The organism is Duodenibacillus massiliensis (genome assembly GCF_928721995.1).
Lineage (GTDB): Bacteria > Pseudomonadota > Gammaproteobacteria > Burkholderiales > Burkholderiaceae_F > Duodenibacillus > Duodenibacillus massiliensis.
This window is the reverse complement of sequence record NZ_OV788642.1, coordinates 759,109-783,234: the sequence shown is the minus strand read 5'-3', so window position 1 is coordinate 783,234 and position 24,126 is coordinate 759,109. Positions and strand designations below refer to the sequence as shown.

Genomic DNA, 24,126 nt, shown 5'->3' with positions numbered 1-24,126 from the left:
TAAAGCCCCGATCAGGCTTCTTTATAGCCCGTGATGTAACGCCCGGCCATAAAGCCCGAGGTGTGGGCAAAACCGCAGGCGTTGCCGCCGCAGTAAAACGCGCCGTGCACGCCGGCAACCGTTTCACCCGCAGCGTAGAGGCCTCCGACGGGCTTCATATCCCAGCCCAGAACCTCAAAGTGCTCAGTGACACGCACGCCGCCGCAGGAGAGGTTGTTCCACGGGAACATGCGGATCATGTAGTAGGGGCCCTTGCCGATCTTGTACTTCTGATCGGTGCGCCCGAACTGGTTGTCAACCTTCGTGTCAACGGCCTTGTTCCAGACGGCGATCTGATCTTTGAGTCCCGCAAGATTCACGCCGCTTTCTTTGCAGAGTTCTTCAAGCGTATCGCACTTCCAGAGGTTTTCCTGCTTGGCAAACTCGGCAAGCACGCGTTCTTCAGACCAGGATGGCAAACCCACCAGTGCCGAAAGCTTGATCTTCTTTAACGTGCGTTCCCACCCGGCCTGATCCGTCAGAACGTAGTGGCAGCCGTCGGGGTTCGCGGCCAATTTCGGCGTTACGTGGCAGATGCCTTCAAGCTCGGTGACAAAGCGCTTGCCGTTTTTGTTCACGAGAATGCCGCCCTGACCGGTGATAAACCACCAGCGGCAGTAGGGGCCGTTGCGGCCGTTAACAACAATACCGCAGGGGTAAGACGCAATGTACTGCATGTGCGAAAGCGGCACACCCACGTCGCGCACGGCAACCATGAGGGCCTCACCGGTGTTGCTGGGGCCCCCGATCACAACGCCCTTGCCTGCAACGCTCGGCACCCAGCGGTCCAGCGACTCCGCAGAGCCCGTGATGCCGCCCGTAGCCATAATCACGCCCTTACGCGCACGGCAGGTGACTTTTTTGGCGCCCGTGCCGCATTCAACACCCAACACGCGGTTTGTCTTCGGATCAAAGAAAAAGCGGGTAAGGCCGCAGCCGTGGTGAATCACGAGCTTACGGGCCGCAATTTCCTTGGTAAGCACTTCAATGTAGTCGCGGCCCTTAAAGGAATCCTGACGGTGAGCGCGCACGTGCGTGTGGCCTGCGTAGGGTTCGAGGTGGTGTTTCGCGAGCCCATGGTCTTCAAGCCAGTCAAAGGCTTCGCCGGAGTGCTTTGCGAAAGCGTAGACGGGTTCTTTGAGGCTCATGTGTTCGCCGTAGGCGATGATGTCATCGGCAAAAGCCTTCCAGCTGTCTTTGATTTTGGGATCGGCCTTCTGCATGCGGGAGCCGTAGGCGGTGAAAAGACCGCCGCAGAGGTTCGTGCCCGTGTGAAACGGGCTCATGCCCTTATCAAAAATCTCAACCTTGGCGCCGCGGTCAAAGGCCTGGCAGGCAGCCATGAGGCCTGCGCCGCCGCAGCCTAAAACGACGACGTCGGTTTCAATGTCCCATTTGGCGGGCGCGGGATTGGCAACGGAAGCAGCCTGAGCAGGAAGCGTAACGGCAGCACCCGCGGCAGCAGCGGCAGCGGTACCGAGGAAACGGCGGCGGGTCAGATCATTGGTGCTCATCATCACTCTCCCTTCATCTTGAGGTTATTAAACGTGTGGCAGTCATTGCATTCCACGCGCGACTTCGTGTGCATCTTGTGGCAGTTGGTGCATTCCTGTTCGCCGCGGTGATTGAAGTGCGGGTTGGGATTGATCTTCTGCGTCTTCTTGGCTACGGCGTCATAGCTCTGGTGGCACTGAAAGCACGTTTCCTTTTTGGGCGCGGTCATCTGACCGTTGGCATGGCACATGCTGCAGGGGACTTTGGCGTGGGGGCCTTTGGCAGCGGCGGGCATGGCCGCGTGAGCGGGAAGGCATGCCGCAAAAGCTGCGGCCAAAGCGATTGCCGTAAGCGTTTGCTTCAGGGACATAGGTGTTCTCCTGGGATGTTGTTCTGACGGCACAGACCGAAACCGGGATCTCGGATCTGCGACTTTGTAAGGGCTCTGATGAGCTTTTCTTAACTGATGCTTATGATATATGAATTCGGCCGGCAGACCAACCCATACCGCGGGATAGGACCATACATCCCGCGGGCGGTAGTAAGGAGTGCGGAAAACTGATAAACACAAAAAAACGCCGTGCGGAAAGTCCGGACGGCGTTTTTGAAAACTTTTCGTCAGAAATCAAAAGGTGCTGTGATCGTAGACGGCCTTTAATTGCGTGAATTCCTTTAAGCCCTCGATGCCGCCCTCGCGCCCGATGCCGCTTTGTTTGTAGCCGCCGAAGGGCGCCGTCACGTCGCGCCCGGCGTCGTTGATGTAGACGTTGCCGGACTTAATGCGGCGGGCAACGGCAAAGGCTTCGTCCTTCTTACCGAATACGGCGGCGTTCAGACCATAGATCGTGTCGTTGGCGATCTCCACCGCTTCATCGACCGTTTCATAGGTGATGATGCAGAGAACCGGCCCGAAGATTTCCTCGCGGGCAATGCGCATCGTGTTTTTGACGTCGTAAAAGACGGTCGGGGCAATGTAGTAGCCGTGCTTGGGCTCTTCGGGGACGCCGCCCGTGAGAAGCTTTGCGCCTTCCTTGAGTCCCAGACGGATGTACTCACTGATCTTTTCAAACTGCTGCTTTGTGGCAACCGGCCCGATTTTCACCGACGGATCTTCGGGGTTGCCGACCGTGAGTTCGCCGATATGTTCAAGGATCAGGCGCTTTACCTTTTCGAGGTCCTTTGCGGGAACAAGAAGCCGGGAGAGCGCCGTGCAGGTTTGTCCGCTGTTAAGAAAGATGGAACTGAAAAGTTTCGCAAGCGCCTTACTGTAGTCCTCACTCGGCAACCAAATGTAGGGGGACTTTCCGCCCAATTCCAGACTGATGCGCTTCACGCTCGTGAGCGCCTTTTGCGCAAGGGCAATCCCGACCGGGGTGGAACCGGTAAAGCTCACCATATCCACAAGCGGGTGCGTTCCGAGTGTGTCGCCTAACTTGGAGCCCCGGCCGCTCACAAGGTTCACGACGCCCGCAGGGAAGCCTGCGCGCTCAAAGGCTTCGGTCATGAGAACCGCAGTCAAGGGCGTATGCTGGCTCGGCTTCATCACCACGGTGTTTCCGGCCAAAAGCGCCGGAATCACCTTCTGCACAATCTGCCCGAGCGGATAGTTCCATGGCGTGATGCAGGCAACGACACCCACGGGTTCACGCAGTACGGTGCTTTTGGCAAACTGCGTCTGGAATTTCAGCGTTTCCGCTGCGGCAATGTAGGACTCAATGCGGGTGAACTGATACTCGCAGTGTGAGATTTTCCCGAAACTTACCGGAGCACCGAGCTCCCGGGCTTCAAGAAGAATAATTTCATCGCGGAACTTCTTAAATTCCGCGAGCATCTTTTTCATAAGCGCAATGCGAAGCGACAGGGGCGTTGCCGACCAGTCGGGCAGTGCCGCGTGCGCGGCACGAACCGCGGCATCGGCATCTTCGGTACTGCTGTCGGGAACTCGCGCAAAGTGTTCGAGCGTGGCCGGATTGATGACGTCAAGCCAGGCGTTGCTTGCCGGCCGGCACCATTTACCATTAATGAAATTCTGCTCAAACGGGTGCTGCATCTTTGAAACTCCGCAAAACGAACGTGCAGACAAAAAATAACGGACTGCAGGCGAAGGATACGCGCGCCGCAGTCCGTCTGAGAACAATGAGTGGAAAAAACTTGTTTCCGGGCTTCTTTTAAGCGAGTTCTTTCTTGATGAGGTCGGCAAAGATGCGCACGCCCTCACGGATTTTTTCCGGAGGTACCGTCACAAAGGAAAGCCGCGCCTTGTTCTTCTGGGGTTTGAGAGCATAAAAGGCCTCTCCGGGCACAAAGGCTACGTTATGTGCGACCGCGGTCTTCATGAATTCTGTGGTGTCGATTGTGTCGGGGAGATTGCCCCAGATAAACATGCCTCCCAAAGGCTGCGTCCAGGATATGTCCCCGCGCGCGGGCATAAATTCCTTGAGTGCCTCAAGCATCACAGAGCACTGGTTCTTGTAGATCGCGCGCACCTTGGGAAGGTGTTCGGTCAAAAGGCCGCTAGTGAGCACCTCAGCCGCAATCTGCTGCGTGAGTGTGGACGTATGAAGGTCCAGGGACTGCTTAAGGCGCGTGAAGTTATCGAGCACGTCGCGCCGTCCGCAGACGTATCCGAGGCGCAGGCCCGGGGCAAGAATTTTGGAGAAGGTCCCGAGTCTGAGGGTCCTTTCCGGAGCCCAGGCTCTCAGGGACTTCGGCGGCGCCTTGTCGTACCAGAGTTCGCCGTAGGGATCGTCCTCCACAAGCCAGAAGTCGTATTCACGGGCTTTGTCAGCCAAAAGCGCACGGCGCTCTTCGGGCATCGTAAGGCCCGTGGGATTCGCAAACGTAGGCATCACGTAGGCAAAGCGAGCACCAGCGACCGAAGCGTTAATTGCGGCGGGGTTAAGGCCCGCGGCGTCCGCGGGCAGCGTTTCAAACGCGGGCATTGCGAGGCGAAACGCCTGCAGGGCTCCGAGGTACGTGGGGTTTTCAACCAAAACGCGGCTTCCTTCATCAAGGAAAACGCGCGCGGCAAGGTCCAGAGCCTGCTGCGAGCCCGAAACAATCTGCACTTCTTCCGGCTTTGTCGGCACGCCCTGCGCGGTTTCGCGTGCGGCGATGAATTCTCTGAGACGCGGCTCGCCTTCGGTGAAGGAGTACTGCAATGCGTGCGCCGCATTTTCCGCGAGCACCTTGTGTGCGGCCTCTTCGAGTTCCTTCACCGGAAACCCGAGGGGCGTGGGCAGGCCCCCTGCAAAGGAAATGACTTCAGGGCGGCTTGCAAGTTTCAGAAGCTCACGGATGAGGCTTGCCTTGGCGCCTGCCGCGGGGCGGCTTAAATGCGGCTTGGGGAGATTGGTCTGCGTCATATTTTTCTTCTTTTCGTTTTGTATCAGCGTTCGACCGCCACTTCGGCGATCACGCGGTCAAAATTCTTTTTGGTTTCTTCGTCGGGCTTTTCGGACATCAGGCTCGCAACCACAATCGCAATGAGGCCGAAGGCAAAGCCCGGAATCATTTCATAGAGCCCGAACCAGCCGCCCGCGTGCCAGACGATGACGGTGACGGCGCCGGTGATCATGCCGGCAACCGCTCCGTTACGGTTCATGCGTTTCCACCAGAGGCTCAACAGAATCACGGGGCCGAAGGAAGCGCCGAACCCGGCCCAGGCGTAGCTCACCAGCGAAAGGACAAGGCTCTGGGGGTCGGTCGCGATGAGAATTGCCACAAGCGACACCGAAATCACCATCACGCGCCCGAACCAGATGAGTTCACGGTTACTGGCCTTGGGGCGGATAAAGGCGCGGTAGAAGTCTTCGGTGAGGGTGGAAGAGCACACCAGGAGCTGGCAGGAAAGCGTTGACATCACGGCCGCGAGAATCGCCGCCATCAGAATGCCGCCGATCCAGGGGTTAAAGAGAATCTGCGAGAGCGCAATAAAGATGCGTTCGTGGTTTTCGGTGACAAGTTGCGCTTTATCGGCGTGCTCAGCAAAGTAGGCCGCGCCGAAAAAGCCCACGCACACGGCGCCGCCCAAACAAAAGAGCATCCAGAGAATGGAGACGCGGCAGGCGCCCGGAATGACCTTAATGGATTTTGTGGCCATAAAGCGCACGAGAATGTGCGGCTGTCCGAAGTAACCCAGGCCCCACGCGAGAAGACTCACAATCCCGATAAAGGACTGGTTCGTCATCATGTTGAGCATGTTGGGGTTAATGGACTCAACGCGCGCCACCGTTGCAGAGAGTCCCCCTAAATCCATCACAACGGCAATCGGGGTGACGATCAGCGCAATGCACATCAGCGTTGCCTGAATCGCGTCCGTCCAGCTTACCGCCAAAAAACCGCCGATAAAGACGTAGAGGATGGTCGCTGCCGCACCGATCCAAAGGGCCGTCGAGTAGTCGAGGCTGAAGGTGTTTTCAAAAAGGCGGGCACCGGCGACCATGCCGCTGGCGCAGTAAATCGTAAAGAAAATCAGAATGACGGCGGCCGCAGCAATTCTCAGAATCCGGCTTGTGTCCTTAAAGCGGTGCGTAAAGAAGTCAGGAAGCGTCAGAGAATTGTGCTCAATCTCGGTGTAGACGCGAAGGCGCGCGGCAACGAGTTTCCAGTTAAAAAACGTCCCGATGATGAGGCCGATCGCGAGCCAGCTCTCGCTGATGCCGGCTAAAAATACGGCGCCCGGCAGCCCCATTAAAAGCCAGCCGCTCATGTCGCTTGCTCCGACCGATAAGGCTGTGACAAGGCCGCCTAAGCTTCTTCCGCCGAGGATGTAGTCATTAAACGTACGTGTGTAGTGCCAGGCAACAAACCCGAGCAGAATCATCAGCAGCATGTAGCCGCAGAAGGTGATGGCGGTAGGAGTCATCTCTGGAAATTCCCTGAAACAGTGGGCCCGTCTTGAAGAAGGCGGCTTCTGCTGCCTTTTTAACAGCGAGCGTTACATTCTAAACGCGAAAAAATGAGGACTTTTGCCTAATTTCCGGTCTTTGTGCGCGCAGCGAGGCTTCCTTCAAAGAAGGCTTTTTCGCCTTCCGGCGTGGCGATAAGGATTTCGCCTGCGGCGTTAAGCCCCGTGAGCACCCCTTCAATAGCGGTACCGCGGATTGTGAGCGTCACCGGTTCGTTAAGCCACAAAAGCTCATGCACCCAAAGGTCCGGTGCCGGTTTTCCGGGGAAACGCCTGCGAAAGGCAAGAAAGACGCGCAGAAAGTTTTCCCAAAAGGAAAGGGGATCGGGAACTGAGGAGGCCGGCAGTATCTCCGCGAGACTTGCGGCCGGTAAAGCTGCGCCTTCGCGCATGGCGGCTGCAGTGGGGCTTGTCACCAGATTAAGACCAATGCCCGCCGTGAGGAGTTCCCCTTTACACTCCAGGAGAATCCCTGCGGCCTTACACCAGCCTTTCCCGGGAACGTTGATCACGAGATCGTTGGGCCACTTAAGTTTCGCCTCAACTCCGAGGTCTTTCACGACGCGCAAAAGACAGGCGGAAACCAATTGCGGCGCCAAAAGTCCTGCCTGCATGAGCCCCGCATCAAGCCTGAGTGCCGCGTAGAGGTTGCCTTCGGTGCTCACCCACGTGCGGCCGTGCGTGCCGCGGCCCACGCTCTGTGTACGGCTGATGACCGACGCATTTACCGGAAAGTTACCGGCTTCAAAGCGCCGGCGCGCCTCGTTCATGACGGTGTCGCAGGAGGAGAGTACGGCAATTGAAGTAGAGGAAAAGAGGGACATGGAAAGCGTGTTTTTTCGCAGAAAAAGACAATCGGAATTGAAATGTCCGGCACTACAATCGCAATCATCGTTTTGAGGAGCGAATTGTGTCAGCAGAAAATTTTGTGCCCGTTGCGGCCGACAAAGCCTATCGCCTCTTTAACCTCGGTGCAACTGCTCTGGTGTCCGCCGCGTACAAGGGCGATGAAGACGTGATGCCCGCAACCTGGGTGTGCCCGCTGGATTTAGTGCCCTTTAAGACAACGGCTGTGATTGACCATACCCATTACACGCGGCCTCTGATTGAAAAAAGCGGGCGCTTTGCGCTGCAGCTGCCGACCGTGGCAATCGTTGAAGAAACCTTAAAGCTCGGCTTTCTAAACAACCCGCGCTTGAAAGCGCGGGGTTTCCTGACACGGTGCAGGCTTTCCCGTAACAGCCAAGGTTTTTGAGGCCTTGTCTGCCCGGGCGTCCCCTGCACCACAGGAACATTTAAAACGCAACCGCTCTACGGGTACGGGCTTCATCAGCTCGATCCGTCGGTTCCGGCGAAGGACTGCTTCGTCTTGCCGATTCGCTGGTTTGTACTGCACTATCGATCCGGCGTTCCCTGAGACTTGTTTGAGCCTCGCAAGCGCTGATTGCTCAGCCTTCAGATCGTAGCTGTCAGTGGCGGGATCCGCAAAATACAGGTTCATGGCGGCCGCGACATCGCGGTCCATGTACCAGCCCGTATCTCCCAACTGATGACTTCTCTCCCAAAGAGCCTTCTTACGGTACGTTCCCGTTTCGGGATCGTGCTGACTCGGGCGCAGTTTCCGGGGACTGACTTCCACCACACAACAGCCGGCGCTTTCAGCCTTACTTGTCATCCGGGTTATCAATCCTGCAATACCGCTTTTGCCCAAACTCTTGCCGTATCCGGCTCTCTGAAATGCTTTGTATGAGTTCTTCTCCACAATGACGGTGCCGGCCCTGCCGAACACCTGGTTAATCACTTCGCCGTGCAGGCAACGGCGGGTTTGCGCCTGGCGGCGGTACAGATCCGCAAGTTTTGCCTTTGTTGCCTTATAGGTCTTGGATTCCTTCCAGACAATCTTTTTTCCGGCGGCTTTAACGGTGCCGTCCGCGTTGTAGCACTCCCGATTCGTGTCTCTGCGGGAGCGGTCCATGGCACGTAAAAGACGCGCAATCTCCTTTTCCTGAGAGACAGTGCCCGCGCTCACCAAAATCTTTTGTTGCCACTCGGGGCTGTAAAAAGTCATGGTCCTCGGGCCCGGGTCAACAGCCACCTTGAGATCCTTGGAAGCATAAACGTGCTTGACGGGCGGTACGCCTTCGACAATGAGCTGAACAAAGTAGCGCATACGGCCGCGGATCATCCGCCGGACAAGACGGCAGTATTTGACACGCTTAAAGCCGGACGGATCTGTTGCTGAAAGAAGAGCTTCTTTCTGCCAGGCATCCGGGGCTTCAGCCTTTATCACCAGATCCAGAACCTCGAGCGTCCACGTCTTAGCCTTCCAACGCAACCCTGTTTTGTTTGATTTTCCCTCAACGCTGTGCAAGCCCCGTTTAGCACTCTTAAACCGCGGCTGACCTCCCTGATGAAGCAGCCAGCGCTCAATGCCCTGCCAGACACGTGTGGCAATTTTCTGCGCTTCGTTGATGCCAATGCGCTTTGTAAAGCCGCCCTTGGCACGGTGCTCTTTCACGACATCATGCAGGGCATACTCGGAAAGGCAGGCGGACTTCTGAATTTCCTTAAACCGCTTGTTGCGGTCTTTGCCCTTGGGCATCGCGGCCGTCAGCTTCCATGCTTCAGTGCTTTTCATGGCGCGCACGCGTTTCTTTGCCGTTCCGAGAACAGCATTGAAGAGCTGGCGTGCATCGGAGAAGTAGGTCTCCAGTGCACTTTCCTGATCCTCTCCGGTTTTCAGGCCCAGCTCGATGACAAAGGACGGGGTGCGCGATTTCATAGCGGCTGAATATACCTTAAGCGAAAACTATGTGCATGGTTTGGCTGCGTTTGCTCCAAGATTAAAAAATTTCGAAAGCCCGCATTCCTCCCGGGGCTCAAGCCCCGGGCTTCCTGCGGGAAATTCTGTGAAGGGCTGCGCCTGCTGGGCCGTCTTTGACGTCATCAGGGAACCTCACAACGAGTCCGCCTATGACCTCTTTATCGGCACGTGCGTGGGCGCCTGGGCCGACCCCAGAGTCTTTGCCGGCGGTCACTGGAACTTTGAAGGGACGCCCAGAGAGCTGAGGCCTCTGCATTACGTTGCGGGCGGCCATTTCCACGCCACGGGTGACACGGTGGTTGTGCCCGGGTACGCTGAATAATTGACGAAGCGTCCTTTCCGGGTGCTAAAGTCCCGTCAGTTTTTTGGGCGGGACTTTTTTCTACTCATGCAATCCTTACGTTTCTTCGTTTTGGCAGCAGTTGCCGCAGCGGCACAGCCCGCGGCGGCGCTTGATCTCACGATTCTTCCCCAAGGGGGCGGCAGTCGAGTGCGACGATATTCTCGAAATCGAAGTCTTTGAGCAGTACTTAATCTAAATTGGTACGGGCACGTACGTAGGGGCGTCAGCCCCCTACGTCAGTTGAATCAAGGTACCCATTCAGGGATCGTTTCGTAGAGATCAGGAAATCCGAGCCGACTTGCAATTTCATGCTGCTTGCCGGTAACTTCCAGCCAGCGCTTCTCGCCGGAACCGGTGTAAAGCATGCGGATAGAGCTGAGTCTGTTCTTCAATTCATTCACAGTCATTTCCTTGGACAGCGGCTGGATGTCTTTCACAGGTCCCTTTTTCTGCTCAAGTTTTGTCGGCTGACGCATTAATCTGCGCAGTTCACACAGAATCGACATGGCCACAAATCCAACCAGGAAACGGCCTTCCAGCGTATTGTCCTTGTGGGCTCTCGCAACATCGATCTCAATATCCGTCTTGCCGCCCTTAAAGGTCTTCTCAATCACGTCACGTGTCTGGTAGATGTCCAGGGCTTCAGCCGCCGTGCACTTCATTGTGGAGACATTGCAAAAGAAACCGAAATACCGCGTAGCGTCATCAATTGCGGCGCTGTCGGTCTCCAGCCGACACTTTCCGGGCTCTCTCTTTGGCGCTTTGAAATACTTCAGCAGAGGGCTGTGCAGCAGCGGGCAGACGGTATCTTTTTTATGTTCCTCTTGCCGCCAGTTGGCCCAATCACTTTCGAAAGCCTCCAGCACGCGGTAAAAGGCAGCGTTTTCAGTATGTGACTTGGCATCGCTACGATAAACATGGACCCACACTTTGTGCTTTTGTCCGTCAGGAAAAGTCTGCTCGTTCTCGACAGTTGCTCCCCAGCAATCCTGGCCGGGAATACGTGATGAGTGTTGCCACATCCGCGGCATGACTTCTTCGATCGACTCGTTGATCCACTTGACATCGGTCTTTGCAGCCACGATGACATTGCTCTTGGCAGCGATAAAGCGGCCGAGGTTTTCAAGGGAGAAGTATCCTCTGTCAAGCACAGCAGCAAACACGCGCTTTTTGTCAGTGATTTCATCGAAGCGAAACAACATGTCCTGCACTGTTGTAACGTCGGTAATCTGACCTGGTAAGAGACGAAACAGGACCGGCATTCCAGATTTGTGGCCGACCAAAAGAATCATGCCTACCTGCTTTTGGTACCCGCCTTCCTTACCAAGACCGAACTGAGCATACGAGATATTTGCTGCCTCTGTTGCAATTTCAGTCGCATCAAAGGCAAGCACTTCATCTTCCGGCAGCCGTGCAATGCGCGCATTGAAGAAGGTCTTTCTCCACTCCGGCTGCGTGGCCAGAGCTTCAAAAAAGTCACTCATCTCCCTGGAGCACGGAATGTTAGTGCTCGGCAGGAGTTTGCCGGGTGCCCATGTCTTATACAGGTAAGCCGCATTAGCAGAGGTGTTGAGCCAATGATAGGCAACCGACAGAGTCATATCGGCCAACGCTTTTCCAAAGGTCTCCCGCAGATCATGTATCAGACCGATTTTGGCCGCGATCGCGTGATAAACAGGAAGTTCTGCGGCCAACGACGAGGACAAGCTGTCGCACGTCTTTTCATCGGCCTTTGTCTTGGTCTTCTTGGTGTCTTTTGTTACCAGGCGCGGGACTCCGTTTCTCTTGAAGTACTTTCGGTAATCGGCCGTTGCATAGTAGACATCATCGACGATGTACCCAAGGTAAACACGCTTTTCCTTGCCGCGGTCAGCTTGAGGATCCCAATAGTAATTCCGTTCTACGACGCGCAACACATCATTGACCCTGTCGTAGATGATCTTTGCCTTCTTATTGTCATGCGGGAAATTCTTAACTGCCGCCGGATTCGGGATGACTTTTTTCGCTGCAGGCATCATGGTCTCATACGTATTTATTGTTGGCATCTAATTATACAAAATAAATACGCATGAGTCAAATAAAAATGCATTGTTTTTCAATGCATTTTTAACAAAATTTGTCTGTTATCCGTACGCGTCTGTACCAATTTAGATTGGCAAGCACGTTAAAGCTGATACCGGAGGCATCTTTCAAATCCGTCCGGTTCATTTTGAGAGGATATTGAAGATATAGAAAAGAGCTACCTGACTTCATTTGAAATCAGATAGCTCTTTTTTTGTGAATAATGAAATTCTGTTGCCAAATCGTTGCCACGCGGGGTATCAAGGCTCAAAAAGTCCAGTGTTTACAGGCTTTTTCGACCTATGAAATCATTCCCACTCGATTGTCATTTGCAAATAAATTTCTTTATAAATCAACGTACAATGCTCATAGCTAAGCCTGATGCCATGAAAAATACCATGTGACGCCAAGAGAAGTCATCGGATAGCGTTCAACCTCCAGCCTTGCACCGTTTCTCCCGCTCGGCGTCGGCCAGGTCGCCGGGCCATCTCGCCAATTTGGCATCGGTGAGGCTCGCCAGGATTTGCGGCAAGTTCATCGTCCGGTGCGGAGGGATTGGCAGGTCATTGGACGGCGGGCCGTCGGTGATGAAACACGGCTCGGCCGAGCCAGTTTGATTCATCAGGTGCGTCATGCTCATTTCTCCGGTCTAGTGGCTAGAAAATCTGCGCCTCAAGCATCCGTTGCCGAGCGCTTGAGGCGCCTGCTGATCAAGCTGTCTCATCTCGGCGTGACAACGATAGCCATCTACCCCTTCGCCACCTCGACCATAAGATCACCAACCGAGCGTGCAACCACATATCGGGCAGGGTTCTCACCAACTGCCAGCGCCTTGAAATGCGCCTTGCCGCATTCGATCTTGGCGCTCTCCTTGTCGCGCAGGTCGTCGGTGAACAGGCTGCTTTTGGTTTCCACCACAAAGTACAGGTGCTGGCTGCCGTCCTCTTCCACCAGCACGGCCCAGTCGGGGTTGTAGGTGCCCAGCGGGGTGGGCACCTTGAACCAGCCTGGCAGCTTGGCGTAGAGCTTGATGGCGTTGTTCTTCTCCAGCCCATCGGCGAAATCCCGCTCAGTGGTCGAGTCGTACACCACGTGCTCGTAGATCGACTTCTGGGTATCCAGCAGCATGTTCTTGAGATAGCCGGTGAGCTCTTCCTTCTCGAACAGCTCCTGCGCATAGACATGCTGGTCGCCGAGCTTCTGGTACTTGATGCCATCGACCAAGGCCAAGCGCTTGCAACGGTTGATGGTTTCGGCGGTCAATTCGATGAACTGCTGCGGATTGCGCTTGAAGTCGTCCAGGCGGCCGCTGCCCGTCAGGATGCTGACGATGGTGCGTCGGGTGAGCTGGGTGCGGTCCTGCAGGTCGGTCAGCAAATCCGGCAGCTCGATATCCGCTTCGTCGAGCACCACAGTCGCCGCGCCCGCTTTCTCCGTCGCGGCGACACCCGCCTTGCCGATAGAGATGTCGGCCTTGCGCCATTGCAGCCGTGCCTTGGCAATCACCGGGGCCTTCTGCAACGCTGCGATGCAATCCGTCACCAGCTTGGCGTTGTCGAACTGCACGCGGTACGTTGTCTGGTGCTTGATACGATCCCACAGCGCCTTGAAATCGTCGCTCAGATAGACGGCCTTGCCATCCTTGCCCTTGCGCAGCGGCACTTGCCTGCGCTCATCGGCATTCTTGATATCCAGCCGGCCGGACACCTTGCGCAGCACCTCTGCAATCTGGCCCTTTTGCGCTTCAAACTCGGCAGGCAGCACCAGGGTGCCTTCCTTGAGCGCCTTTTTCAGAGAATCCTGCACCTTCCCCTTGGCATCAATGTGGCCGGCAGCCTTCAGATGTTCCCATAGCGCCTTCGACTTTTCGACGCCCAGAGGCACAATCTGACCGTCAGCCCCCGGTACTGCGATGGCTGCGAATTGGTGCTGCTCCACGATGCCGAAGCGTATGCCAGTGTCCGCCTCGATTTCCTTTTGCAGGTTCTCGGCAAACTGCTCGTAGTCCTCGGTCGCAATCACAGTGAGCGTATTGACGTCGAAGCCACGCACACGCTCGCCAGATTGATTAACGCACAGCCGTAGTCCGCGGCCAATGGTCTGACGTCGCTCGCGCTCGGTCTGGATGTCGCGCAGGGTGCAGATCTGGAACACGTTCGGGTTGTCCCAACCTTCTTTCAGGGCGGAGTGGGAGAAGATGAACTTCAGCGGCGTGTCGAAGGACAGCAGCTTTTCCTTCTCCTTCATGATCAGGTTGTAGGCACGCTCGGCATTCTCACGGGTGCCAGCATTATTCTCTGCGGTATCTGTCCACCCGCCTTTCTTGTCGATGGAGAAATAGCCGTTGTGCACTTCCTCTGCGGCGGAGTCCAGGTCGATCTCTGCGAAGAGGCTCTGGTAGGCCAGAAGCTTGGCGGCACGGCGATATTCCTCCTCGAATATCTGGGCATAAACACCCTTGACTGGCTTGCCATCCGCATCGTACTGGCGGTACCTGTCCACCGAATCGATGAAAAATAGCGACAGCACCTTGATGCCCAACGGTCGCAGGCGCTTTTCCTTGTCCAGATGCTCGCGAATCGTGCGGCGGATCATCTCACGCTGTACGGCCAGCGCATCCACATCACCGTGGGCTTGACCCGGCTTCAGGAACACTTCGCCACCGGGGTAACGCAGCTCCATAAACTCGTCGCCCTTGGCCGTGTGAATTTCGCCCACCCGAAAATCAGCGTAAATCGCGCGGCCATCAGCACTCTGCTGAAGATCATCGCCATCGCTGACCGTCACTTCAAGCCGCTGAACGCCACTGGGCGTCTGCTTGTCCAGCTCGACCTTGGCACTGATGCGGCCACGCTTATTTTCCACCTTAACCAGACGCACATACGGCTTGTTGTGCGCGTCCTCCACTGTCGCCGAGGCCACCTCGATCTGCTTGACCAGCTTGCGCTCGTAGGCATCGACGGCGTCGAGGCGAAACACCATGTGATGCTTGTCCACATGGGTCGCGGAATAGCGCAGCGTGCAGAGTGGATTCATCGCATCCAGGGCCTCTTTGCCACGCCCCTCGAGGCCTCCATCCACACTCTGGGGTTCGTCCACAATGACGATGGGCCGGGTCGCCTTGATCAGATCGATGGGCTTTTCTCCGCCGGTCTTCTCGCTGTCCTTGTAGAGGTTGTTGACGTCCTTCTTGTTGATGGCACCGACGGTCACCACCATGATCTGGATGTTCGAGCTGGTGGCAAAATTGCGCACCTGCCCGAGCTTACCGGAGTCGTAGAGGAAGTAATCGAAGGGCACGCCCGCGTAGAGCCCCTTGAAGTGATCCTCGGTGATCTGCAGGGTCTTGTAGACGCCCTCCTTGATCGCCACCGACGGCACCACAATCACGAACTTGGTGAAGCCGTAGCGCTTGTTCAGCTCGAAGATCGTGCGCAGGTAGACGTAGGTCTTGCCCGTCCCGGTTTCCATCTCCACGGTGAAGTCACCGGAAGTCAGTGAACCGGAAGGCGGCAGGCCTCCGCGCAACTGCACGTCATTCAAATTCTTCAGCAGTTCATCGTCCAGCAAGGTCAGACGGTTACCAACACCCAGATCCGACTCGGCCAGGCCCAGGGTCATTTGCTCGGGCTGGGTTCCGGGAAAAAGGTCGCCCCCCCCCCCACCGGCATTGGCGCCTTCATCGTCACCGTGAACTCGGTGCGGCACACCTCCTGACCACGGAACAGGTCGCACACGGCCTCAATGGCCTGCATCTGGTAGTCGAGGTTGGGTTCAAAGTGCAGCTTCATAAGCCATCCTTATTTTTGTGGAGTCTGCAACCGACACAAGCACATTTGTGGAGCCTGAAACCGGTTTCGGACTCCGCAAACACGACGCGCATTTCACAAGCAAGCCATTCATGACAGCTGTGCCACACGCCAAACGGTCGTCGCCAAGTTCGCCAATTGCTTCTGTCGGGCCTGCAGGCGTTCCGGTGTCCAATCATCGTTCTCCTCGGCCAAGCGGCGCGTTAGCGAAACGGCGCTTGCTCGCAACGCGTCACGCTTTTCGGCATAGGCTCCATTGCCAATGTCACGATTAACGCTCGATTCCAACATGACCATATTGCTCAAACGATAGATAAAAGCATCCAGATCGCGGTCAGAAAACACCTCCCAGCCCGCACCCGGTGATTGCGGCAAGACATGCTCAATGTTGTAGGCTGGCGAATCACGATCGAAGTCCAACCCGTCTGCCTGCCGCTCCAACTTGTACAGGATGTAACGCACGACCTTGGCGTTGCGGGTTTGCGTGGTTTTGATCGATTTTTCCGAGAAATCCGTCCGGAAGGCTTCATCTCCACGGTATATGGGCTTGAGTACATCCAACACTTGCGCCAGCGTCGTCGCCTCACCTCTATGCAAGCGCAGAGCAGCGGCGTGGTAGTGGCGCTCCTGCTCGCCAGTGTGTTGGGCACCGATGACGTTGTAGCGGAAAGCGATCACCACGGTTGCGCGCAGCAAGGCCTCGAAATCCGCGCTTTCCAACTTTCGGCGGGCAGCCATCAGCATCGGATACGGCTGGCGCACCGAGAACATGCGCAGTTCCAGCGCACTCTGTTTGCAGTTTCCGGACCATTGGGAGCCTTCTGGTTGGGTCAGCGCCAGATAACTGTCAATGTCTTCGTCCATTTCACGCAACAGGGCGAACACCGCTTCGCGGCTTTGTACACGCAAACGGATGGTCTTGAACAACTCGGCCTGCCGCGCAAAGTTCTGGCGACTGTTCCAATGCATGCGCAGAAAGTCAGGAAAACTTTCCGATCCCAGGCGACCCACCATCGACTCCCAGCGCCGCTCCAGTTCATCAAGTTCCGCTTCCGCCCCTTGTCCACGCGCCAGCACGGAGAACAGATAGTTCTTCAGCAGATCGGTCGCGGACAGCCTCACGCCACGGGCATTGAGTGTTTCGAACACCTTGTAGGCATTCAACTCATCGGCCACGGTGATGATCGTAAAAAACAGCCGGTCGCTCAACGTATCGATGAACCGCGCCAATGCCATGCCTTGATCGGGCTCGACTTTCACCTGCTCGCGCAAACGACGCTCGAACCACTCGAACCCTTTGCGCATGGCATGGGTGGAGGCGGGAAAACCGCGTTGCGGAAGATGATCGTTCAAGGTGACAAGGTAATCCCGATAATAAGGATCGTTATTGCGATTGAGAGAAAGCTTGTTGCGCGTGGTAAGCGTGACGGGATCCAGATACCCGATATAGGTGGCCCGCAACTGTTCCAGTCGCTTCTGACTGGCCTCTTTCTGTTCTCCATCGACCGCCTGCCGATCCAGCAGACGCATGGCCGCCAACACGATCAAGCTCAATGTGGTGAGCCGCTGCTGCCCGTCAATGACCTCAAAGGTCCTGTTATCACCAGTTTGCAGCACCAGATAGCCCATATAGTGCGCGGGCTCGCCATCCTCGGGCAAAGTGCCAAGAATGTCTGTCCACAAATCTTCCCAATGTTCTTCATCCCATGAGTAATCGCGCTGGAAGCGTGGAATACGGTATGTCAATCCATTGCCAAGCAATTGCCGATATGTACGGTTTTCAGTATTGAAATTGGTCGCACTCATTGATCTTCCTCACAAACTGCGCACATTCTGAATGCCGTGCTGCTCCAGAATTGCGGCGAGGTTCGTTTTAGCTACGTCGTCGGCAGCGCCTGCGACGGTTTGAAAGGCGCTGTCGCGAAACACGCAGGTGGTATCGCCGGCGGGTGCGAGCTCCTTGTGCCAGGCGACAATGCCCTGGGCCAGTGGTTCCACCTGCTCACGGGTGATTGTTTCAGCCAGGCAGGCCAGCAATACGCCGCCGCCCACGGCATGCACATCCAGCCCTTCGATGCTGCGCTTTTCGATGGGCACGCACAAGTCGAGGCCTAGCTTGAGCAGCAGTTCGTAAAGCACGTCCGCCTCGGAGCGACCTTCGAGCAAATGATCCTGGTGGTCGAACAACGAGGCTTCCAGATCCGCCGGATTGGGGTTCCAGGCGCGGATATTGGAAGTGTCGAGCTTGAAGACGCGGAAGCCGGTGTCGCCGGCAAACAATGGGTTGTCGGCTTTGATCTTGGCGGCAGCGCGGCGTAGGCGCTCCTTGGTTAGTTCAGCTATAGTGCGCGGCTTTCCTAGTGCATCACAGTAATCTGCTGCAGCCTTCTGATCTTTTTTCTCCGCATCGAGCGGCTCTGGAAGTTGAACAAGGATGTAGCGGCGGTTGCTGGAATCGGTAGCGTTCTGAGCCATCACAGCATGGCCAGTAGTTCCCGAACCCGCGAAAAAATCAACGATCACGTCTTCTCCGGATGCCATCATTCCGATGATCTCTTGAAGAACGGTTTCGTCCTTGGGGAAATCGAAGCAGTCGGCCCCCATTAGCTCGCGAAGCCTTTTTGTTGCGGCTCGGCCATCCTGATAGAAAACGCTATATGGTGCTTGGTACTCGCGATCCTTCAAGTAGGACTTGATACAAGGAACCCCTGTCTCGTCAGTACCAAAATGCACTCTGTCTTCTGCTATCCACTGCTTCATCTTTTCTGGATCACTGGTCATCCAGCCCCGTGAGGGCACGGCTACAGGTTTCTGAGTTCGTGGATGCAAGACTTCATATTTCGGACCGCCCCCCCCAGGCCAAGATATATTGTCTGGAAAGTAGACCCCGCGCGCATCAACGTGTGCATAGTGCTTGTGCGCTTTCGCCGGATGGCTGTCGGCAAGCTCTCGATACCAATCCTTCATCCCAGCAGTTATTGCTGGATAGTCAGATCCATGCTCGCGCTTGAGTTTTTCATACTGTGCGTAGATATCCTCAAGCCCTTTCTTTCTTTGTCTCCACTCGATCTTTAGCTCAGTTAAATATCCCTTGTCGCGTGCGTAGCAGAGGATGTACTCGTGCGAAACGGATATAAGGCGCGAGTCGTTCTTGCGTCCCGCTGCCCAGACCATATCGGCAACAAAGTTTTCCTGCCCGAAAATTTCGTCCATCGCCACCCGCAATCGAGCCTGTTCGCCTTCATCGCAGGATACGAATATTGCTCCATCTCGCATCAAGAGGTTTTGCGCGAGCTTCAACCTCGGATACATCATATTCAGCCAGTCGGTATGAAACCGCCCACTGGCCTCGGTATTGCTGCTGATCTTCTGCCCACCTTCCACCTGCCCGGTCAGCTCCAGATAGTTCCTGATGTTGTCCTGGAAATTGTCCGGGTACACAAAGTCTTTGCCGGTGTTGTACGGCGGATCGATGTAGATCAGCTTGACCTTGCCGGCATAGCTCTTCTGCAGCAGCTTGAGCACTTCGAGGTTGTCGCCCTCGATCATCAGGTTCTGGGTGGTGTCCCAATCCACGCTCTCGTCCGGACAGGGGCGCAGCGTGCCGGTGCTCGGAGTCAGCGCCAGTTGCCGGGCGCGGCGCTTGCCGTGCCAGTTGAGGCCGTATTTCTCGTCGGCATCGGTGACGGTCCGGTCACCCACCAGCGCCTTGAGCACATCCACGTTCACCGCCGTTCCGTTCGGGCCTTCAGTAATGAGTTCCGGGAACAGGGCCTTGAGCTGCTCGATGTTGCCCGCCACCAGGTCGGCGGACTGGGCCTCGGGGCTGGCTGCCGTGATCTTTTCCATGATGTTCTCCGTCATTCTTCAATCTTCAAAGTTGTTGGCGCGCGGTGGCCAGCTCGGCCTGCACGCGCTTGAGCGTCAGGTTCAGTTCCACCTGACGCGCTATTTGTTTTTCTTTCGCTGCTTGCGCCCGCAGACGGCTGACTTCGGTCTCAAGCCGCTCACAATCAGCCAAGGCTTGCCGACGCAACGCGGCCTGCTCCGGGGTTGCCGGGGTTTGGTAGCTTCCCGTCAACCGGGCGGCGAGCAAGGCCTGCATGCAATCCACCCAGCCTTGATAGAGGGCGTGCAGCGTGGCCTGTGGTTGCCGCGTGACTGACAGCGACTGGATGAACGCATTCTCCACGTCGGCAACGGCTACGGGATCAGGGTGAAAGGAATCCGCCGCGTTGACCCCGGTCAGTGAGGTCGACGCTGTGTTTGATGTCGGCACCGCTACCGTTACTGATATCGGGCTGCCGTCGAGCACGACTTTGTCGGCCTCGTTCTGTGCCCAGCGTTTGTGGGCCAGCGACAGGGTCAACGATTGCCCTCCCATCTGTGGTGCTACCAGCAGCAACAGCACCGGATAAGGCACGGCTCGGTGCACCAGCTCGGCGAGCCGCGAGTGACTTGCAGGTTTAACGACGCCCCGCACAGTCACTGCCAGCACAGCGATCTCCAGGTACTCACGCAGCGTATCCCTGTAGTCGGGCACGCCGATGGTGTTGGGCTTGAGCGCAGCGACCCATTGGATCTCTTCGATGGCCTCCGTGATCAGGCGCTTGTCTGCCGCCGTGGGGGCACCATTCTCCAGCAGCAACTTCTTGGGGACGCGCTGATCTACCCGGCAACTCTCGGGCAAGCGCAAGGCGTCGATAAGGGTTTGCACCGAGAGGGTTGATGTGGGGCTGACCGTCATAGCGCTTCGCTCTCCGGCAGGATCACCATAAACGCCACCACCTCGAAGTCGTTGCTACCGGCAAACTCGCCTTTAATGGCGTGGGTGCCACCCGGGGTGAACAGGCTGGCAACCGCCCGCTCTTCGTTCTTGCCAGCGACCGAGGCGACTGCTGCGGCGAGCAGCTTCTGGGCATGGCGCATGTCTTCGCCCTGTTTGGTCGCTTTGTCGAATTTCGCACAGGCACCGGCGTCGGGGAGTTCACGCCCAAGCGCGAGACGCTTGAGGCGGTCGAGGATGCGCTTGGCCTGGGGGTAAGGCAGCAATACGGCGCCGTCATCACCGACATGAACGAGGTAATGCGGTGCCAAGGGGTAGTCAGACTCTTTGGCTTTGTCGGCCGCCGGACCACAGGCTTGCAGGCAAAAGATCACTCCGGGCGGAATATCGGCATCCAGGGTGGTCGTCACGGCATAGGTGCCGAGCGGCTGGGTGTCGAGTTTACCGGGGTGCGCCTTCAGGTACTGCGCCAGATCGATGCGGAAGTCGGTCAGGGTCAGATCGGTGATCGACACCCCGGTGGACAGATCTTCCATGTCAATGACGGTGTCCTGCAATTTGAGCAGTTGCTTGCGCCGGTACTCCAGATCGTTCATCGGGTTGCCGGATTGCTGCTCGATCAGGTTTTCTTCGCCGGTGGCGGAGATGTCGAGCAGCACCATGCGGCCGCTGACCCGCTGCTCCAGATTGATGTATTCCTCCAGCTCCATGTTGGGCCAGAAATTGACCAGCTGGATGCACTGGTTGGGTGAGCCAATACGGTCGATACGACCAAAGCGCTGGATGATGCGAACCGGGTTCCAGTGGATGTCGTAGTTGATCAGCCAGTCGCAGTCTTGCAAGTTCTGACCTTCGGAAATGCAGTCGGTGGCGATCAGCAAGTCGATCTCGCCTTCTCCGGCGAGCTCTTCGGGGCGCTCCTTGGCGCGAGGGGCGAACGCCGACAACACGCCGCTCATGCTCTTGCGCAAGCCGGGCAAGGTGGTCTGAATGCCGGCGCTGCCGGTCACCAGTGCGGCGTCAATACCCAGCGTGCTTTTGGCCCAGGGGGCGAGCTGCTCGTAGAGGTAATGCGCAGTGTCCGAGTAGGCGGTGAATACGATGATTTTCTGGTTGCTCTTGCCATCCAGTGTGTTGATGGGGTGGCGGCACTTGTCTTCGATCATCTGGCGCAGCGTAGCCAGTTTTGCGTCACGGGCGGCATCCACTTGTTTGGCCGCCGCCAGCAGTGTGGCCAGCCGGTTGCGGTCCTCGATCAAATCCTGTTTCCAGCGAATCAGGTCAACATCGCCGAGCAGCACCTTGATCTTGCGCCCGACGAGCAGCGCCTCGAAAGCCGGGTCGTCTATGTCGACATCGGCGATGTCGATTTCTTCAAGCTCGTCCGTGTGCGATTCAATATGGGCCAAGGTGGCTTCCACATCCCTAAGCTGCCTTTGGACCGTCAGCGTGAAGGACGACACCGCGCTTTCCATACGCTTGAGCACATTGACGCGAAGCAGGTGAATCAGGCTCTCTTCGCGATCCACCTGGCGGAAGAAGCCCTCGCCGCCGCGGACCTGAGTGCTGTACTTGGCGTCATAAGCAGCCTGCTTGTGTGGCAGGACATAGCGCAGCGGCGCATAACTGGCCAGTGTGAGGCGGCGGATTTCCAGATTGATGTCCCGGATTGCGCGGAACTCGCCGGCGAGATCAACATCCGCTTTGATGTTGATTGGCGGAAGGCGATTTGGGAAACGGCCAGTCTCACTGGTGCCGTAGTATTTCTCGATGTGCCGCCGCGAGCGGGCGATGGTGAGGTGATCCAGCAGAGTGAAATAGTCGAACCCCAACATTTCAACCAGCTTCGAAGGCGTTTTTTCGGACTCGTCCATCGCCAACCAGCGGTTGAACTGGGCCTGGGCTTTGCGGGTGGTCGCCTCGATACTGGCGATGCCGTGTTCCAGCAACGCGGTGTCATCGCCTTCGGTGACAAAGGCGATCTGGTTGCGCAAGTCTGCAAGCCGGTTGTTGACCGGCGTGGCCGACAGCATGAGGACGCGGGTCTTCACCCCTTCCTTGATGATCCGACGCATCAGGCGGTCGTAGCGCGACTCCTTGCCCTTGTGTGTCGCCTTGTTGCGAAAGTTGTGCGACTCGTCGATCACCACCAGATCGTAGTTGCCCCAGTTCACGTGCGACAGATCGATGTCGCCGGAGGTGCCGCCGTCCCGTGACAGATCGGTGTGGTTCAGGACATCGTAGTTGAAGCGGTCCGCCGCGAGAATGTTGCGCTTGTCGTTGGCCTTGTAGAGTGTCCAGTTGTCGCGCAGACGCTTGGGCGCCAGCACCAGTACACGATCGTTGCGCAGCTCGTGGTATTTGATGATCGCTAGGGCTTCGAAGGTTTTACCGAGGCCGACGCTGTCCGCGATGATGCAACCACCAAAGCGGTTCAGCTTGTCGATGGCACCCACTACGCCATCACGCTGGAACTTGAACAGTTTTTTCCACACCACCGTATTGCGGATACCGGTCGCGGACTTGACGATTCGGTCCTCGTCCATTTCGTCACCGCTGTCACGAAACAGGTGATGCAATATCAGCGTGTAGACGGTGTATGGATCGCGGTGTTCGCCAAGGGCTCGCAACGCCTCAAGAACGGATTCGCGCTCTTCTCCCTGACCCTCGGAGTCGGTTGAAGCAGCAGTTCGCAAGGCTGCCCACTGGTGCTCGAACCATTGGGCGAGCTGCGCGGCTTCCTCGGCCGTTTCTGACGCCTGAATCAGGTTCAATGGATTGCCTGGCGTCAGGCCAAGGCCAGATGTGTTGAAGGCAAAGGAGCCCAGAACCACTTGTGCAGGCGCCCCGTCCGGGCCGCGCATGACAGCAGCCCCCTGTGGCACCGACCTCGGTGCCCGCCGGAGCGCTACTTTTTCACTGATCCATTTCGCGCACTGATTGGCCAGCCAACGTGCCTGCAGACGATTGCGCGCTGCACGGTCGCCCTCCGTTCCCAAGAGTTCAAGAGCCTCGTTATCTGGAGGCACGATCAATTGGACTCGATCCAGAGCGGACAACGCCTCCCGGATTTCCGCGAAGGCGTAAAGAGAGAGCGAAGGGGTTACACAGTCGAGTTGGCTGCCGTGCTTGAGGTGGGGCTTCATCAAATCGATGACGCGCTGTGTGCCGGTGTTTTGGATTAGCTTCATAGGCTCCCGATCACTTCTGGCTATTCTTTTCACGGGGCTTTATGACCCCTACGTACTTATAGAGTGTGGTACGAGAGATTCCGTACCGACGCGCCACTTCCGAAACCTGAATGTCAGGGTCGCGCAAAAGTGCTTTGATCTCTCTCACCCGCTGTTCATCCAGCTTCGGCTTGCGGCCACCGGCGCGGCCACGGGCACGCGCTGCGGCCAGCCCAGCCTGCGTCCGTTCTCGGATCAAACCGCGCTCAAATTCGGCCAGCGCTGCGAACACATGAAAAATAAGCTTGCCCGCCGCGCTGCCGGTTTCGATTTTTTCTGTCAGGCTTTCGAAGCCAATGCCTCGCTGCTCAAGATCGGTCACGATCTGCACTAGGTCTGGCAGGCTGCGCCCGAGCCGATCCAGGCGCCACACCACCAGGGTGTCCCCTGCCCGTAGTGCCTTACGGCACTGTTCAAGTTCTGGTCGAGTCGTGTTCTTGCCGCTAGCCGCTTCTTCGTAGATCACACAGCATCCAGCCTGCTGGAGCGCGTCGCGCTGCAGGTCTAGGTGCTGATCGTCAGTCGATACGCGGGCGTATCCTATGCGTTGATTCATGGACGCATCCAGGACATTGAAAACTTGACGCCGATATTAACATTCATAGACGGCTTTCACGAACACAAAGCGCGC

Annotated in this window: 16 protein-coding genes and 1 pseudogene; 2 read left to right on the top strand and 15 right to left on the bottom strand. The window is 56.8% G+C overall.

The features are described from left to right. Positions 1 to 11 precede the first annotated feature (11 nt). From NXF97_RS03535 to NXF97_RS03510, 6 genes are all read right to left on the bottom strand, one after another. Positions 12 to 1,556, bottom strand: a complete 1,545-nt coding sequence (locus tag NXF97_RS03535; RefSeq protein WP_274956488.1) for an FAD-dependent oxidoreductase — start codon at positions 1,554 to 1,556, stop codon at positions 12 to 14. Beyond that, positions 1,556 to 1,903, bottom strand: coding sequence for a cytochrome c3 family protein (locus NXF97_RS03530; RefSeq protein ID WP_274956487.1), 348 nt, complete (start codon positions 1,901 to 1,903; stop codon positions 1,556 to 1,558). Before NXF97_RS03530 ends, NXF97_RS03535 begins: the two co-directional genes overlap by 1 nt. Before the next feature lie 255 nt (positions 1,904 to 2,158). After that, positions 2,159 to 3,583, bottom strand: coding sequence for an aldehyde dehydrogenase family protein (locus NXF97_RS03525; RefSeq protein WP_022372593.1), 1,425 nt, complete (start codon positions 3,581 to 3,583; stop codon positions 2,159 to 2,161). A gap of 118 nt (positions 3,584 to 3,701) precedes the next feature. Further along, the gene (locus NXF97_RS03520; RefSeq protein WP_274956486.1) at positions 3,702 to 4,898 is read right to left on the bottom strand and encodes a PLP-dependent aminotransferase family protein; all 1,197 of its coding nucleotides are present in this window, start codon (positions 4,896 to 4,898) and stop codon (positions 3,702 to 3,704) included. Between the two features lie 23 nt (positions 4,899 to 4,921). Next, entirely contained in the window at positions 4,922 to 6,400 is a 1,479-nt protein-coding gene (putP, locus tag NXF97_RS03515) for a sodium/proline symporter PutP (RefSeq protein WP_022372595.1), read from the bottom strand. 107 nt (positions 6,401 to 6,507) lie between these two features. Continuing rightward, positions 6,508 to 7,266, bottom strand: a complete 759-nt coding sequence (locus tag NXF97_RS03510; protein WP_274956485.1) for a biotin--[acetyl-CoA-carboxylase] ligase — start codon at positions 7,264 to 7,266, stop codon at positions 6,508 to 6,510. An 86-nt stretch (positions 7,267 to 7,352) separates the two neighbouring features. Here NXF97_RS03510 and NXF97_RS03505 point away from each other — a divergent pair, with 86 nt between their 5' ends. Beyond that, complete coding sequence (locus NXF97_RS03505) at positions 7,353 to 7,697, top strand: flavin reductase (RefSeq protein ID WP_274956484.1); 345 nt, start codon at positions 7,353 to 7,355, stop codon at positions 7,695 to 7,697. On the opposite strand, the gene NXF97_RS03500 is transcribed toward NXF97_RS03505, so the two are convergent. Then, positions 7,623 to 9,224: a transposase gene (locus tag NXF97_RS03500; protein ID WP_274956483.1), complete on the bottom strand. Its 1,602-nt coding sequence runs from the start codon at positions 9,222 to 9,224 to the stop codon at positions 7,623 to 7,625. The two genes, NXF97_RS03505 and NXF97_RS03500, sit on opposite strands and share 75 nt — an antisense overlap. Before the next feature lie 127 nt (positions 9,225 to 9,351). On the opposite strand from NXF97_RS03500, the gene NXF97_RS03495 reads away from it, so the two are divergent. After that, positions 9,352 to 9,588 (top strand): hypothetical protein, encoded by a 237-nt coding sequence (locus NXF97_RS03495; protein WP_423767307.1) that lies wholly within the window; start codon positions 9,352 to 9,354, stop codon positions 9,586 to 9,588. A gap of 266 nt (positions 9,589 to 9,854) precedes the next feature. Here NXF97_RS03495 and NXF97_RS03490 read toward each other — a convergent pair whose 3' ends face one another. From NXF97_RS03490 to NXF97_RS03455, 8 genes and pseudogenes are all read right to left on the bottom strand, one after another. Further along, entirely contained in the window at positions 9,855 to 11,627 is a 1,773-nt protein-coding gene (locus NXF97_RS03490) for an IS1634 family transposase (protein ID WP_274956145.1), read from the bottom strand. Between the two features lie 473 nt (positions 11,628 to 12,100). After that, positions 12,101 to 12,304, bottom strand: coding sequence for a hypothetical protein (locus NXF97_RS03485; RefSeq protein WP_143277097.1), 204 nt, complete (start codon positions 12,302 to 12,304; stop codon positions 12,101 to 12,103). Positions 12,305 to 12,417: 113 nt separating this feature from the next. Next, a pseudogene (locus tag NXF97_RS03480) lies at positions 12,418 to 15,461 on the bottom strand (type III restriction-modification system endonuclease). A gap of 108 nt (positions 15,462 to 15,569) precedes the next feature. Then, positions 15,570 to 17,285, bottom strand: coding sequence for a DUF262 domain-containing protein (locus NXF97_RS03475; RefSeq protein ID WP_274956482.1), 1,716 nt, complete (start codon positions 17,283 to 17,285; stop codon positions 15,570 to 15,572). 9 nt (positions 17,286 to 17,294) lie between these two features. Then, positions 17,295 to 19,328: a site-specific DNA-methyltransferase gene (locus tag NXF97_RS03470; protein ID WP_274956481.1), complete on the bottom strand. Its 2,034-nt coding sequence runs from the start codon at positions 19,326 to 19,328 to the stop codon at positions 17,295 to 17,297. Between the two features lie 25 nt (positions 19,329 to 19,353). After that, positions 19,354 to 20,226: a DUF4391 domain-containing protein gene (locus NXF97_RS03465; RefSeq protein WP_274956480.1), complete on the bottom strand. Its 873-nt coding sequence runs from the start codon at positions 20,224 to 20,226 to the stop codon at positions 19,354 to 19,356. Continuing rightward, positions 20,223 to 23,456, bottom strand: coding sequence for a helicase-related protein (locus NXF97_RS03460; RefSeq protein ID WP_274956479.1), 3,234 nt, complete (start codon positions 23,454 to 23,456; stop codon positions 20,223 to 20,225). Before NXF97_RS03460 ends, NXF97_RS03465 begins: the two co-directional genes overlap by 4 nt. Positions 23,457 to 23,466: 10 nt before the next feature. After that, positions 23,467 to 24,051 carry a recombinase family protein gene (locus tag NXF97_RS03455; protein WP_094839153.1) on the bottom strand — a complete coding sequence of 195 codons (585 nt, stop codon included), beginning with the start codon at positions 24,049 to 24,051 and terminating at the stop codon, positions 23,467 to 23,469. Positions 24,052 to 24,126: the final 75 nt, after the last annotated feature.